Origin of the sequence: uncultured Brachybacterium sp., assembly GCF_947500705.1 — a bacterium.
Classification (GTDB): domain Bacteria; phylum Actinomycetota; class Actinomycetes; order Actinomycetales; family Dermabacteraceae; genus Brachybacterium.
In genome coordinates, this window is record NZ_CANMSY010000005.1 from 201,479 (window position 1) to 215,226 (window position 13,748).

General features: G+C 69.3%; 12 protein-coding genes and 1 pseudogene. 6 read left to right on the forward strand and 7 right to left on the reverse strand.

The window, feature by feature from the left end:
• Nucleotides 1-73 precede the first annotated feature (73 nt).
• The 5 genes from Q0937_RS11085 (at nucleotide 74) to Q0937_RS11105 (ending at nucleotide 5,354) form a co-directional block, all read left to right on the forward strand.
• The gene (locus Q0937_RS11085) at nucleotides 74-2,530 is read left to right on the forward strand and encodes a DNA topoisomerase (ATP-hydrolyzing) subunit A (RefSeq protein ID WP_299303547.1); all 2,457 of its coding nucleotides are present in this window, start codon (nucleotides 74-76) and stop codon (nucleotides 2,528-2,530) included.
• A gap of 27 nt (nucleotides 2,531-2,557) precedes the next feature.
• Nucleotides 2,558-3,730, forward strand: a complete 1,173-nt coding sequence (locus Q0937_RS11090) for a hypothetical protein (protein ID WP_299303549.1) — start codon at nucleotides 2,558-2,560, stop codon at nucleotides 3,728-3,730.
• A gap of 4 nt (nucleotides 3,731-3,734) precedes the next feature.
• Nucleotides 3,735-4,613, forward strand: coding sequence for a D-hexose-6-phosphate mutarotase (locus Q0937_RS11095; protein ID WP_299303551.1), 879 nt, complete (start codon nucleotides 3,735-3,737; stop codon nucleotides 4,611-4,613).
• Nucleotides 4,614-4,776: 163 nt separating this feature from the next.
• Nucleotides 4,777-4,926 (forward strand): hypothetical protein, encoded by a 150-nt coding sequence (locus tag Q0937_RS11100; RefSeq protein WP_299303553.1) that lies wholly within the window; start codon nucleotides 4,777-4,779, stop codon nucleotides 4,924-4,926.
• Nucleotides 4,927-5,099: 173 nt separating this feature from the next.
• A complete protein-coding gene (locus Q0937_RS11105) occupies nucleotides 5,100-5,354 on the forward strand; it encodes a hypothetical protein (protein WP_299303555.1) in 255 nt (84 codons plus the stop codon).
• 155 nt (nucleotides 5,355-5,509) lie between these two features.
• Here Q0937_RS11105 and Q0937_RS11110 read toward each other — a convergent pair whose 3' ends face one another.
• From Q0937_RS11110 to Q0937_RS11120, 3 genes are read right to left on the reverse strand one after another with little or no spacing between them, the layout of a single operon-like run.
• Complete coding sequence (locus Q0937_RS11110; RefSeq protein WP_299303557.1) at nucleotides 5,510-6,409, reverse strand: metallophosphoesterase; 900 nt, start codon at nucleotides 6,407-6,409, stop codon at nucleotides 5,510-5,512.
• Nucleotides 6,406-7,191 carry an imidazole glycerol phosphate synthase subunit HisF gene (gene hisF, locus Q0937_RS11115; protein ID WP_299303559.1) on the reverse strand — a complete coding sequence of 262 codons (786 nt, stop codon included), beginning with the start codon at nucleotides 7,189-7,191 and terminating at the stop codon, nucleotides 6,406-6,408. Before hisF ends, Q0937_RS11110 begins: the two co-directional genes overlap by 4 nt.
• Nucleotides 7,188-9,305, reverse strand: coding sequence for a type IIA DNA topoisomerase subunit B (locus Q0937_RS11120; RefSeq protein WP_299303560.1), 2,118 nt, complete (start codon nucleotides 9,303-9,305; stop codon nucleotides 7,188-7,190). Before Q0937_RS11120 ends, hisF begins: the two co-directional genes overlap by 4 nt.
• 178 nt (nucleotides 9,306-9,483) lie before the next feature.
• Here Q0937_RS11120 and Q0937_RS11125 point away from each other — a divergent pair, with 178 nt between their 5' ends.
• Nucleotides 9,484-9,702: a hypothetical protein gene (locus Q0937_RS11125; protein WP_299303562.1), complete on the forward strand. Its 219-nt coding sequence runs from the start codon at nucleotides 9,484-9,486 to the stop codon at nucleotides 9,700-9,702.
• A gap of 163 nt (nucleotides 9,703-9,865) precedes the next feature.
• On the opposite strand, the gene Q0937_RS11130 is transcribed toward Q0937_RS11125, so the two are convergent.
• The 4 genes and pseudogenes from Q0937_RS11130 to Q0937_RS11145 all read right to left on the reverse strand — a co-directional run bounded on the left by Q0937_RS11130 (nucleotide 9,866) and on the right by Q0937_RS11145 (nucleotide 13,705).
• A complete protein-coding gene (locus Q0937_RS11130; RefSeq protein ID WP_299303564.1) occupies nucleotides 9,866-10,414 on the reverse strand; it encodes a GNAT family N-acetyltransferase in 549 nt (182 codons plus the stop codon).
• Between the two features lie 134 nt (nucleotides 10,415-10,548).
• Nucleotides 10,549-11,889: pseudogene (locus tag Q0937_RS11135) on the reverse strand (RNA polymerase sigma factor); the annotation flags it as partial.
• Between the two features lie 129 nt (nucleotides 11,890-12,018).
• Nucleotides 12,019-12,444: a universal stress protein gene (locus Q0937_RS11140; protein WP_299303566.1), complete on the reverse strand. Its 426-nt coding sequence runs from the start codon at nucleotides 12,442-12,444 to the stop codon at nucleotides 12,019-12,021.
• A gap of 55 nt (nucleotides 12,445-12,499) precedes the next feature.
• On the reverse strand, nucleotides 12,500-13,705 hold the full coding sequence (locus tag Q0937_RS11145; RefSeq protein WP_299303568.1) for a homoserine O-acetyltransferase: 1,206 nt from the start codon (nucleotides 13,703-13,705) through the stop codon (nucleotides 12,500-12,502).
• Nucleotides 13,706-13,748: the final 43 nt, after the last annotated feature.

A 13,748-nucleotide genomic window follows, 5' to 3' on the forward strand; every position in this document is an offset into this window, starting at 1 on the left:
TTGACGGGATTCACGTCCCGTCAGGGTGGCCGGTTCCCCGGAACGTGGCCGGTCATGCGCCATGATGTTCTCCATGGCCCGATCACGCAGCACCAAGACGCCCGCCGGTGAGGACGCGGTCGACGAGAACATCGTCGACATCGATGTCACCAGCGAGATGGAGTCGTCGTTCCTCGAGTACGCGTACTCGGTGATCTACTCCCGGGCGCTGCCCGACGCGCGCGACGGGCTGAAGCCGGTCCAGCGGCGCATCCTCTACATGATGGCCGACATGGGGCTGCGCCCCGAGAAGGGCCATGTGAAGAGCCAGCGGGTGGTGGGCGAGGTGATGGGCAAGCTCCATCCCCATGGCGACACCGCGATCTACGACGCGCTGGTGCGGATGGCGCAGCCCTTCAACATGCGGTTGCCGCTGGTGGACGGACACGGGAACTTCGGCTCCCTGGACAACGGCCCCGCCGCCCCGCGCTACACCGAGGCGCGACTGGCGAAGGCGGCGCTGCTGATGACGGACTCGCTGGGCGAGGACGTCGTGGACATGATCCCGAACTATGACAACCAGCTCCTCCAGCCCGAGGTGCTGCCCGCCCAGTATCCGAACCTGCTGGTGAACGGCGCCTCCGGGATCGCCGTGGGAATGGCCACGAATATGGCACCCCACAACCTGGTGGAGACGATCGCCGCCGCCCGGCATCTGATCGACCACCCGGAGGCGGAGCTCGAGGAGCTGATGCGCTTCGTGCCGGGACCGGACCTGCCCACCGGCGGCCGGATCGTGGGGCTCGAGGGCATCCGGGATGCCTACCGCACGGGCCGCGGCTCCTTCAAGATGAGGGCGACGACCCGCATCGAGAACGTCACCTCCCGCCGCAAGGGCATCGTCGTCACCGAGCTGCCGTACCAGGTGGGTCCCGAGCGGCTCGCGGAGAAGCTGCGCGACGCGGTGCAGGCCAAGCGGGTCCAGGGCATCACCGACTACCAGGACCTCACCGACCGCCACCACGGTCTGCGCCTGGTGCTCACGGTGAAGTCCGGCTTCGACCCCGAGGCCGTGCTGCAGCAGCTCTACCGGTACACGCCGCTCGAGGAGTCCTTCGGGATCAACAACGTGACCCTCGTCGAAGGGCAGCCCCGCACGCTGGGCCTCAAGCAGCTGCTCGAGGTGTTCGTGGATCACCGGCTGAAGGTCGTGCGCCGCCGCACCGAGCACCGCCTCAGCAAGCGCAAGGCCCGCCTGCACCTGGTCGAGGGTCTGCTGCTGGCGATCCTGGACATCGATGAGGTGATCCAGATCGTCCGCCAGAGCGATGATGCCGAGATCGCCCGGACCCGCCTGATGACGGTCTTCGACCTCTCCGAGATCCAGGCGGAGTACATCCTCGAGCTGCGGCTGCGCCGGCTGACGAAGTTCTCGCAGATCGACCTCGAGGCCGAGCGCGATGACCTGCGCCGCGAGATCGAGCAGCTCGAGGAGATCCTGGGCTCGGATGCGGTCCTGCGTCGGCTGGTCTCCGACGAGCTGGCCGCCGTGGCCGCCGAGCACGGGGACTCCCGCCGCACCGTCCTGCTCGAATCGGCGGAGAAGCCGGTCATCTCGGCCGCCGGCTCCCTCGAGGTGGCGGACGAGCCCTGCCATGTGCTCCTCACAGGAACCGGCCTGGTCGCACGGGTCACGGGACAGGGCCCGGTGCTGCGCGAGGGCACCCGCAGCTCCCATGACGTGGTCGTCTCCCAGGTGCGCACCACCACGCGCTCGAGTGTCGGCGTGGTCACCGACGGAGGCCGCGTGCTGCGGCTGTCGGTGGTGGACCTGCCTTCGCTCGCACCGACCGCCGGGGCGCCCTCGCTCGCCGGGGGCACACGGTTGGCGGACCTCATCGATCTCGAACGGGAGGAGCGGGCGCTCGGGCTGATCCGGCTCGGCGAGGAGGATCTCGCCCGAGGCGGGGCGATCGCGCTCGGCACCCGGCAGGGTGTGGTCAAGCGGGTGCAGCTCGAGTTCCCGAAGGCCGACGGCTTCGAGATCATCTCCCTCAAGGACGGCGATGCCGTGGTCGGGGTCGTGGACCTCGAGGAGGACGAGGACCTGGATCTGGTCTTCATCACCGCCGAGGCGCAGCTGCTCCACTTCCCCTCCTCCGGGGTCCGGCCGCAGGGTCGCAGCGCCGGAGGCGTGGCCGGGATCAAGCTCGGCGCCGGCGACCGGGTGGTGTCCTTCGGAGTGATCGATGTGACCGCGCCGGCCGATGTGGTGACCGTTGCCGGCAGCTCCGGCACCCTGCCGCTGCTGCAGAACGGCTCTCTGAAGGTCTCCTCCCTCACCGAGTACCCGCCGAAGGGGCGGGCGACCGCCGGGATGCGCTGCCATCGATTCCTGCGCGGCGAGGACGCGCTGATCGGAGCCTGGGTGGTGCCCCACCCCGCCCGTGCCTCCTCCGAGGCAGGGCAGCCGATCGACCTGCCCGAGCCCACTGGGCGCCGGGACGGCTCCGGCACCCCGGTGGCCGTGCCGATCGCGGCCATCGGCTGAGCGGTGGGCGCCGCGATGAGCCGGGACGTGCCTCCGCCGACGCCCACCGACAGCCCGCAGTCCCCCCGACGGCCCTCCCGCGCCGCACGGATGGAGTCCCGGCATGTCGGCGTCGGCGTGGCCGGCGTCCTGGTGGGTCTCGTCGTCGGGCTGATCGCCCTGCGCGGGACCGCACCGCTCGCAGGGACGGGATCGATCGGCCAGGTCGCCGGGCTGACGGTGTTCGGCTGCGGAGCGGCGACGGCCGCCCTCACGCTCTCGACCCTCACCCGGGACTCCCTGCCCTGGTTCGGAGGGCGTCACTGGGGGCGACGCGCGATCGATGTCCTCGGGCTCTCCCTCGTCTACGGGATCCTCGGGCTGTTCCTGACCGGTGCCCTGTTCGGGGTGTTCCAGCAGGCCTTCCAGGGAGTGGCGCTCGACCGCCTGGCGGGCACCTTCTGGGTAGCACTCGCGGGCGGCGGGGCGGCCTACATCACCTCCGCGGCGGCCGCCTCGCTCACCGGTCGCTCCCTGGCGACCCTGCTGGCCGCCTTCCTCACGGTGGGCGTGCTCGCGAGCGCCATGAACGCGGCAGATCCCTACTGGTGGGAGCGGTACTTCTCCGAGCTCGGCGAGGGTGGTGACCTCTCGAGCTTCGCCTTCAACCTCACCCTGCTGCTGACCGGGGTCGCGCTGGTGACCGTGGCCGAATTCCTGGCGCACGACCTGGACCGCTGGGCTCGCAGCGCCGGGGAGTCGCGATGGCTGATCACCACGGTGCGCTCCCTGCTCACCGCGGTCGGGGTGCTGGTCGCCCTGGTCGCGGTGATCTCCCGGACCGTGAGCGTCTTCTGGCACGACGTGGTCGCCCAGTCGCTCGTGGTCGTCTTCGGACTCACGCTGCTCGCCGTGCCGGTGCTGCTGCGGCGACTGCCCGGTGCGCTGATCGCCGTCACCGCCACGGCCTTCGCCCTGCTGGTGACCGTGATCGTGCTCTACCTGGGGGTGGACTACCTGAACATGACCGCTTTCGAGATGGGCGCGGCAGCGATCGTGTACGGCTGGCTGCTGCTGTTCATCCGCACGGTCTCGGCCGCTGCGGAGGACACGGAGGAGCGGACCCCGACCCCAGCCCCGGATGTCGGTCCCGTGCCCGCTGCGACGGCGCGGCAACCAGCTGAGTCCTCGGATCATCAGCCCAGTGACGTGCGACCATGAGGTCATGAACTCTTCCGGCACCGATGCCCCCTCCGCCTCCGTCCCGCTTCCCGACGGTGTGCGCCTCGCGCAGGTCCACGGGGTCGACGCCCTGCTGGTCGACACGCCTGCCGCGACGGCCGAGCTCCTCTTCGATGGCGCGCACCTGACCAGCTTCGTCCCCGCCGGTGAGGCGGATCTGCTGTGGATGAGCCCGACCTCCGCCTTCGGCGAGCGTGAGGCCGTGCGCGGGGGCATCCCGCTGATCGGGCCCTGGTTCGGACCGGGTCGGGACCTGGCGATGGAGGTCAAGCACGGCTGGCTGCGCAACCTCCGCTGGGATCTGGCCACGGCCGAGCGGGAGGGAGACGAGGTGGTGCTCACCCTCCGCACCCCCGAGGACGTCAAGGCGCTCACCGCCTCCGTCCAGTACCGCATCGGCACCGAGCTGGCGGTCGATCTCACCATCACCGCCGGGCCTCGTCCGCTCGAGCTCGAGGCCGCGCTGCACACCTACCTCGCCGTCGGCGATGTGCGAGAGATCGAGATCCGCGGGCTCGAAGGCGCTGACTTCCTCGACAACACCCGCGGCCTGGCCCCCGACGTGCTCCCGGCCGAGCCGCTGCGGCTGACCGCCGCCACCGACCGGGTCGTCGACTCCACCGCCGTGGTGACCATCGCCGACGAGAAGAACGCGCGCCGCATCGTCTCCACCGCCCGCGGCACCGCGAAGACGGTCGTCTGGAACCCCTGGGACACCCTGGTGACCGGCATGGCCGACATCCCCGATACGGCCTGGCCCGAGTTCGTCTGCATCGAGCCCGCTGTCGCCAAGGACGGCTTCGTGGCCCTCGAGTCCGGACAGTCGCACACCATCGGCGTCACCTACCGCATCGAGCACTGAGCCCCGGACTCCTGAGGACGCCGAGACCCGGCTCCGCAGAAGGAGCACCTGACCTGGACCCGGTCGCCCCGCTCAGGGGCGGCCGGGTGCTCGGCATCGGCCGAAGGATATTCCGTTGCGGGCACAGAGGCTGAGGTGGTCGACTGTCCGTATGGAGATGCACATGACCCCGACCACGAGCCCGGCGATTCCGGTCGCCTCGTCGTCCGGTGGCGCCGCCTCCCCCACCCGGCATCACGGAGCACCCGTGACTCTGCGAGCAGTCGAGGGGGGCCGCAGCACCGCCGATGGCGCCGGCCTCACGGCGAGCTGACGGAGCACACCGCTCGACGCCCTGCCGGGCGGCGCAGGCCCCGGCGCCGCTGAGAACACTCCTCGCCGCTCGATGCCTCGAGCTGCGAGCGCACCCTCCTGCGCGCTTCACGGACAGTCTCTGTCCGCTCGGTGCAGGACCCTTGCACACACCACTCCTCCAGGAGCCCCACCATGTCCATGCACGCCACCGTCGATACTCGCAGCCCGACCTTCCCACTCCCCAGCACCAGTGCCACCCGCACCCTGGACCAGCTCATGCAGACCGTCGACGAGCAGACGGTCGAGGCGCTGCTGCAGTCGTTCCTCGCCCGTCGCCGCGCGGTGCGTCAGGCTCGTCGGGAGCTGGCCGCCGAACAGGCGCACCGCGAGCACGAGCTCCTCGTGCAGCGCACGGTGCTCGGCGCAGGCCTCACCCACCTGCGGTGAGGCCCGGGTCCCACCCTGTCCGATGCTCGCCATGTCGCGGCCCGTCCGGATCCTTTCCGGGCGGGCCGTGCTGAGTCCCGAGCACAGCCCGTTCGCCGCAGCGGCCGCAGGGATCGCCCTGCGCCCGGCAAAGCCTCACACCCTGCGCAAAGGCGTCACGCCCCGCTGCGAAGCTCCACGATGACGAGCTCGCGCGGGTTGTTCACGCGCACCCCGACGCTGCTGTTCCCGAGCCCTCTGCTGATCACCATGGTCGTCCCCTCGAGCTCATGCACGCCCTCGGTGAGCGTCGGGAACATCCCCTGGTGCGGTGCGTACAGCCCTCCCACCCCGGGAATGCGCACCTGCCCGCCGTGGGCGTGCCCGGAGAGCACCAGATCGACTCCGGTTCCGGTGTAGCTGCCCAGCTGCTCCGGACGATGTGCGAGCAGCACAGTGGCGGCGTCCTCCGGCAGGTCGAGTCCGGCGAGCAGACCAGCGGCATCCCGGCGGCTCTGCCCTGCTGCGGTGCGCAGCCACGGGTCGTCGAGACCGGCCACCGTCAGCTCGACCCCGGCACTCCGCAGCTCGACGGCCTCATCCCGCAGCACCGTGATGCCCTGCGCCTCGAGGCCCGTGATCAGCTCCGCCATGAGAGTCGAATCTGCCTCATGGTTGCCGAGCACGACGTACGTCGGGGCGATCGACTGCAGCCGCTCGGTCATCGTGAGCACGCCGTCCAGCTGCGACGTGCGGTAGTCGATGAGGTCCCCGGTGAGGGCGATCAGGTCCGGCTGCGCGGCCGTGGTCGCCGCGACCACCCGGTCCTGGAAGGTGCCGAACTGTGCGGCATGCAGATCGGAGAGCTGGGCGATGCGCAGACCATCGGCCGCCCTCGGCAGGTCGTCGAGGACCACCTCATAGGTGGTGACATCGAGCCGGCGGTTGTCCCACAGCAGCCAGCCGCCGGTGCCGAGCAGCAGCAGGATCAGCACCAGCCCGACAGCAGCGAGCCGCTGCGTCCGGGGGCGGATGGTCGCGGCTGCTCGGTCGGCGACCGAGAGCGGGGCGCTCACCGCACGGTGATCCCGTCGGCCGCCATCGCTGCCTTCGCCTCGGAGATCGTCATCTGCTGGAAGTGGAAGACGCTCGCGGCGAGCACGGCATCGGCGCCTGCATGGACCGCGGGCGCGAAGTGCTCGGGCTTCCCGGCGCCGCCGGAGGCGATCAGCGGCAGGGTGGTCGCCTCTCGGGCGAGCGTGATGAGCTCGAGGTCGAAGCCCTGCTCGGTGCCGTCGGCGTCCATCGAGTTCAGCAGGATCTCCCCGGCCCCGCGCTCGGTCACCTCGCGGATCCAGGAGATCGCGTCGATGCCGGTGCCGCGGCGACCGCCGTGGGTGGTCACCTCGAAGCCGGAGCCGGAGCGCGCAGTGCCCTCGGGAGTCTCGTCGGTGACGCGGCGGGCGTCGATCGAGAGCACCAGCACCTGGTTGCCGAAGCGGCGGGAGATCTCGCTGATCACCTCGGGGCGGGCGATCGCGGCGGTGTTCACCCCGCACTTGTCCGCCCCCGCCCGCAGCAGCTGGTCCACGTCCTCGGCGGAGCGCACCCCGCCCCCGACGGTCAACGGGATGAAGATCTGCTCGGCGGCCGCCCGGACCACGTCGATCATGGTGTCGCGGCCGCCGGAGGAGGCGGTGACATCGAGAAAGGTGAGCTCATCGGCACCCTCGGCGCCGTAGCGGGCGGCCAGTTCGACCGGATCCCCCGCGTCGCGGAGGTCCTTGAAGTTCACACCCTTGACGACGCGGCCCGCATCGACGTCCAGGCAGGGGATGACTCTCACGGCGACACTCATGCGTCGATCCTCTCCATATCGAGCTCTTCGGCTCCTTCGATGATGAACTGCTTGCGTGGGGCGACATCGGAGCCCATCAGCAGCTCGAAGACGGCGCTGGCGGCCTCGGCGTCCTCGATCCGCACCCGCCGCAGCATGCGGTGCCCGGGATCCATGGTGGTGTCTGCCAGCTGGTCGGCGTCCATCTCCCCCAGGCCCTTGTAGCGCTGGATCGGCTCCTTGTACTTCTTCCCGCGGCGTTCGAGGTTCTTCAGCAGCTTGTTCAGCTCCGCCTCGGAGTAGGTGTAGACCAGCTCGTTCTTCTTCTTGCCCCCGTGGATGATCTCCACCCGGTGCAGCGGCGGCACAGCGGCATAGACCCGGCCGGCCTCGACCAGCGGGCGCATATAGCGGTGGAAGAGAGTCAGCAGCAGGGTGCGGATGTGGGCGCCGTCGACGTCGGCATCGGTCATCATGATGATCTTGCCGTAGCGGGCGGCGTCCAGGTCGAAGGTGCGACCCGAGCCGGCACCGATCACCTGGATGATCGCGGCGCACTCGGTGTTCTTCAACATGTCCGTGATGGACGCCTTCTGGACGTTCAGGATCTTGCCGCGGATCGGCAGCAGGGCCTGGAACTCCGAGGAGCGGGCGTTCTTCGCGGTGCCGAGCGCGCTGTCGCCCTCGACGATGAACAGCTCGGAGCGCTCCACATCATGGGTGCGGCAGTCGGCGAGCTTGGTGGGCATGGTGGAGGACTCCAGCGCGTTCTTGCGGCGCGAGACCTCCTTGTGCATGCGGGCCGCGATGCGGGCGCGCATCTCCGAGACCACCTTGTCGATGACGAGGGCGGCCTGCTCCTTCTCCCCCTTCTTGGTGGAGCTGAGGAACTCGGTCAGCCGGTCCTCGACGACCTTCGCGACGATCGCGCGGATCGCCGGGGTGCCGAGCACCTCCTTGGTCTGGCCCTCGAACTGCGGCTCGTCGATCCGCACGCTGACCACCGCGGTGAGCCCGGCGAGGGTGTCATCCTTCTCGATCTTCTCGTTCTTCGTGTTGAACTTGACCCGCCGGGCCTGGTTCTCGACCTGCTTGCGCACGGTCTTGACCATCGCCTGCTCGAAACCGGTGACGTGGGTGCCGCCCTTGGGCGTGGCGACGATGTTCACGAAGGAGCGCAGTGTGGAGTCGAAGTCCGATCCCCACCGCAGAGCGATGTCGACCTCGCAGCTGCGCTCGACCTCGGTGGAGACCATGTGGCCGTTCGCATCGAGCACCGGGACCGTCTCGGTGTACTCCCCTGCGCCCTGGAGGCGGATCACGTCGGTGATCTTCTGATCCTGGGCGAGGTACTCGACGAACTCGCTGATCCCGCCGTCGTACTTGTACACGCGGGTGGTCGGCTGATCGGGCGAGGCCTCGGGGCGGAGGTCGCTGACCGAGATCTTCAGGCCCGGGACCAGGAAGGCGGTCTGCCGAGAACGACGCGTGAGGTCGTCCAGGGAGAAGTGGGATCCCTTGACGAAGATCTGCGGGTCTGCCCAGTAGCGCACACGGGTGCCGGTCACACCGCGCCTGGCCTTGCCGACCACCCGCAGCTCCCCGGGGCCCGCCGCCGGGGTGAATGCCGAGTCGGGGTCCGGGCCGTCGGCATCGTCGAAGATGCCGGGCTGGCCCCGCTGGAAGCTCATCGCATATGTCTTGCCTCCGCGGTCGACCTCGACGTCGAGGCGTCCGGACAGGGCGTTGACGACGCTCGCACCCACGCCGTGCAGGCCTCCCGAGGCGGCGTAGGACCCACCGCCGAACTTCCCTCCGGCGTGGAGCTTGGTGTAGACCACCTCGACGCCGGTGAGGCCGGTACGGGGCTCGACGTCCACCGGGACGCCGCGTCCGGTGTCGCGCACCTCGACCGAATGATCGGCGTGGAGAACCACCTCGATCGCGTCGCCATGCCCGCCGAGCGCTTCGTCGACCGAGTTGTCGAGGATCTCCCAGAGGCAATGCATGAGACCCCGGGAGTCGGTGGAGCCGATGTACATGCCGGGACGCTTGCGCACAGCCTCGAGACCCTCGAGGACCTGGAGGTTGCGGGCGTCATAGGCGGACTTCTTCAAGGCACTGGGGGTGGACACCCCCCAGATCCTACGGGTCCGGACGCACGGATCCGGGCATTGGCACCTGCCGCACGGCTCACAGCGCGGGGCGCGGCCCACCGCTGCGAGCGGCTGGGCTCACAGGGTGTTGCGCCCCCAGCGAACCGAGGCTGTGGATACTCCCCTCGCACCACCACTCGATGCTAGAAATGACCACATGAACCTCACTCTCGAAGCCCCCCGGCTCACGGCACACGACCGCTGCGACCGCTGCGGTGCTCAGGCGTACGTCAAGGTGCTCCTCGAGGCCGGCGGCGAACTGATGTTCTGCGCGCACCACGCTCGCGCCCATCAGGACGCCTTCACCAGCGTCGCCGCCGAGATCATCGACGAGACCGAGCGTCTCCACCTCAAGCCCGAACTGCTCGAGGACTGATCACGGACCTCAGAGCCTGATCGCTCCCATCGCCGAGAAGGGCGCCCACTTCCGTGGTGGGCGCCCTTCTCGTCTCCGGGGCCATTCCTGGCGACTCCGTCGGACCGTCGCATGGCGGACGGTCGCCTGTCGGACCGTCACCTGCCGGACCGTCGCATGGTGGTCAGTCGCGCAGGAGCTGTTCCGCGTCGATCGCGTACTCGACCCAGCTGCTGCCGCGGTTCTCTCGGGGTTCCCGGTTCCCGGTGGCGGTGAATCCGAGACGCTCGTAGAGACGCTGCGCGGGAACGTTGGTGTCGTCGACGTCCAGACGCAGATCCGGTCGCCCGAGCGCGAGGGAGAGGTCGGCGAGCGCCGTGAAGAGGGCACGAGAGATTCCTGTGCCCCGGGCAGCAGGGCGGATCCAGAGCGAGACGATGTGCGCGCGGTCCGCAGGGATCACATGTTCGGGGGTATAGCCGGTGGGAAGCAGCGCGATCCCGCCGAGCACTGCTCCTTCGCTGCGGGCTTGGAGATGGATGCGCGGTCCGGCGATCTCCGCACGCCATTGCTGCTCATCGCGCCTGCGGGCCTCTGCCGGGTCCGCCCAGAACGCCTCGGGGTCCGCAGCGAGCATGTCCAGACGCAGCTCCCGATGGCTGCTCCAGTCCTCACCGGTGACCCGATGGATCCGCAGCGCAGTCGAGGGGATCCTCGCCGTGGTGGTCCTCATGCCGGTATGCCGTCTCCCGGATTCTTCCTCGTCGTTCCCGCTTCTCGCGGCTGCCGCTCTTCATCATCCGTCTGCCGACGGACGGAGAACGGGCCCGGCTCCCGTGGAGCCGGACCCGTCGTCACTGCTGGTGCTCAGTCGAGGTAGTCCCGCAGCACCTGCGAGCGTGAGGGGTGGCGCAGCTTCGACATGGTCTTGGACTCGATCTGACGGATCCGCTCACGGGTCACGCCATAGACCTTGCCGATCTCATCGAGGGTCTTGGGCTGACCGTCCTCGAGCCCGAACCGCATCGAGACCACCCCGGCCTCACGCTCGGAGAGGGTGTCCAGCACCGAGTGGAGCTGCTCCTGCAGCAGGGTGAAGCTCACCGCATCGGCCGGGACCACTGCCTCGGAGTCCTCGATCAGGTCACCGAACTCGCTGTCACCGTCCTCACCGAGCGGGGTGTGCAGGGAGATCGGCTCGCGGCCGTACTTCTGGACCTCGACAACCTTCTCCGGGGTCATGTCCAGTTCCTTGGCGAGCTCCTCGGGGGTGGGCTCCCGGCCAAGATCCTGCAGCATCTGCCGCTGGACACGGGCGAGCTTGTTGATGACCTCGACCATGTGCACCGGGATGCGGATGGTGCGGGCCTGGTCCGCCATGGCACGGGTGATGGCCTGACGGATCCACCAGGTGGCGTAGGTGGAGAACTTGTAGCCCTTGGCATAGTCGAACTTCTCGACGGCGCGGATCAGGCCGAGGTTGCCCTCCTGGATGAGGTCCAGGAACAGCATCCCGCGACCGGTGTAGCGCTTGGCCAGCGACACCACCAGGCGCAGGTTGGCCTCGAGCAGGTGGTCCTTGGCGGCGCGGCCGTCCTGGGAGATGATGGCCAGCTCGCGACCGGCCTTGGTCTTGGCGATCGACTCATCGCCCTTGAGCTTCTGCTCGGCGTAGAGACCTGCCTCGATGCGCTCGGCCAGCTCGACCTCCTGCGCGGCGTTCAGCAGCGCGACCTTGCCGATCTGCTTGAGGTAGTCCTTGACCGGGTCGGCGGTGGCGCCGGCGGTGACGACCTGCTGCGCAGGGGCGTCGTCCTCGGAGGCGTTGAAGATGAAACCGCCGGACTCCTCGACCTTCGTCTCGGTCGCGGACTTGGCCTTCTTCGCCTCGGACTCCTCCGACTCTTCCTCGTGGTCGGAGTCGACCTCGTCGGTCTTGGGCGCGGGACCCTTCTTGGCGGCCGGCTTCCGGGTCGTGGTCTTACGAGCGGGGGCCTTCTTGAGAGGGGTCTTCGGTGCGGTGGTGTCAGCGGTCTCGACGGCGTCGGTCTCGACGGCCTCGGAGCTCTCCGCTGCCTTCGTGGCCGCGGCGCTTGTCGAGCGCTTCGCCTTGGAGGCGGTCTCAGCAGTACTGGAGGAGGTCACAGAGTTCCTTCTTCCGGCGGCGGCCCGGCGTGGGCTGTCCGCCACACTCGGGCGATCGGTCTTCTCGGCGCGGCTCGCGGTCTCCGCTCCGTGCCGTGTCCCCGGTCTCTACCGGTTTCACGGCGCACGAACGCACGGTGCCGTCAAGCCTGTTGAGTATAACGCCGCCTGCGGTGGTTTATTCCCACCGGCTCAGGAGCCTGTGACGCCGCCGACCCCACCCGTGCGGTGGTCGTCCTTGACGGCGAGGACCGGGCAGGCCGCGCCGAGCACGACCCGGCGGGCCGAGGCACCCAGGTTCAGCTTCCCGATGGGCGGCTTCCGGCGCAGTCCGATCACCACCAGGCTCGCCGCGACCTCGTCCACGACCGAGAGGATGAACTCCCCGATGTCGTTCTCGAGGCTGCTGCGCACGGTGACGCCGGCCTGTTCGGCTCCGACCTCGCGCAGCTCGTCCCGGACCTCGTCCTCGGTGGCGGCGGTCATCCCGCGTTCAGCGTCGTGATAGAGGTGCGAGGCGATGACCAGCTCCTCCCCCGTGCGCGCTCCGTAGCGAAGGGCGGCCTTCAGTGCAGCCCGCCCCTGACCCGACGGGGAGTACCCCACGACGATGCTCATGCGACGTCTCCTCCCTGCGACCGTGCAACGGTGCACTCACACCGGCTGACCCAGCTTAGTCGCCGATCAGGGTGCCGATCCACTCCTCGAGTCCCGGATGGGCGAGCAGGAAGGCATCATGCCCGACGGGTGACGCGGCCACCTGCCACTGCGCCTGCGGGACGTGCTGGGCGATCTCCTCCACCAGAGCCGGCGGGAAGAGTCGGTCGGAATTGATCGCGACCACCAGGGTGCGGGCTCGAACTCGGCCCAGAGCCTGGACCACACCCCCGCGACCGCGGCCGACGTCGTGGGTGCTCATCGTCTGCGCGAGCGTGATGTAAGAGTTCGCGTCGAACCTGCGTGCGAGCTTGACCGCATGGTGATCGAGATAGCTGGTCACCTGGTGCCTGCCCCGTCCGTCATAAGGGTCCTCCAGCCCCTGAGCCTGATTGCCGAAGCGACTCTCGAGCTCTTCAGCCGTCCGATAGGTGGTGTGCGCGATCCGCCGGGCGATGCCCAAGCCGCTCCTCGGCCCCTGCCCGTTGCCGTCGTCGTAGTAGTCCCCTCCCCGGAATTCCGGGTCCAGCTGGATGGAGGCGATCTGAGCGTTGTTCCAGGCGATCTGGTCCGCAGTCGCCCTGGCAGAGGAGGCGATGATGCAGAGCCGCTCCACCTCGTCGGGATGGGAGACGCCCCACTCGATCGCACGCATGCCCCCCATCGAGCCTCCGATCACGAGCGCCCAGTGCTCGATGCCGAGCAGGTCCCGCAGTCGACGCTCCGCAGCGACCTGGTCACGAGTGGTGATGACGGGGAATCGCGAACCGTAGGGGCGGCCGTCCGCCGCCGGGGAGCTGGGCCCCGTGGTGCCCTGGCACCCCCCGAGCACGTTCGGTGCGATGACATGGAAGCGGTCGGTGTCGATCGGTCTGCCGGGGCCGACCATCTCTTCCCACCAGCCGGCGCTGGGGTGGCCCCCTCCGGCGGGGCCTCGCACGTGGGAATCGCCGGTCAGCGCATGCAGCACCAGCACGGCGTTGCCACGGTCCGGATCCAGCTCGCCCCAGGTCTCGAAGGCGATGGTGACGTCGTCGAGCACTTCTCCGTTCTCGAGGGCGAGCTGACCGATCTCCACGAACTGCCGGTCACCGGCTCCCCTCTCCGGGCGCCAGGCTCCTGACTCCGGGACGGACGCCGTGGCAGCAGACGGCGCGTGCGGGGCACTGTCGTGCGAGGGGATTCCCGCATCGACATGTCGGTGCTCTCCGAGGACGGTCATCGGTGCTGCTCCTTCGGTGGCCTCCCCCGCGCAAGGCGTCGCG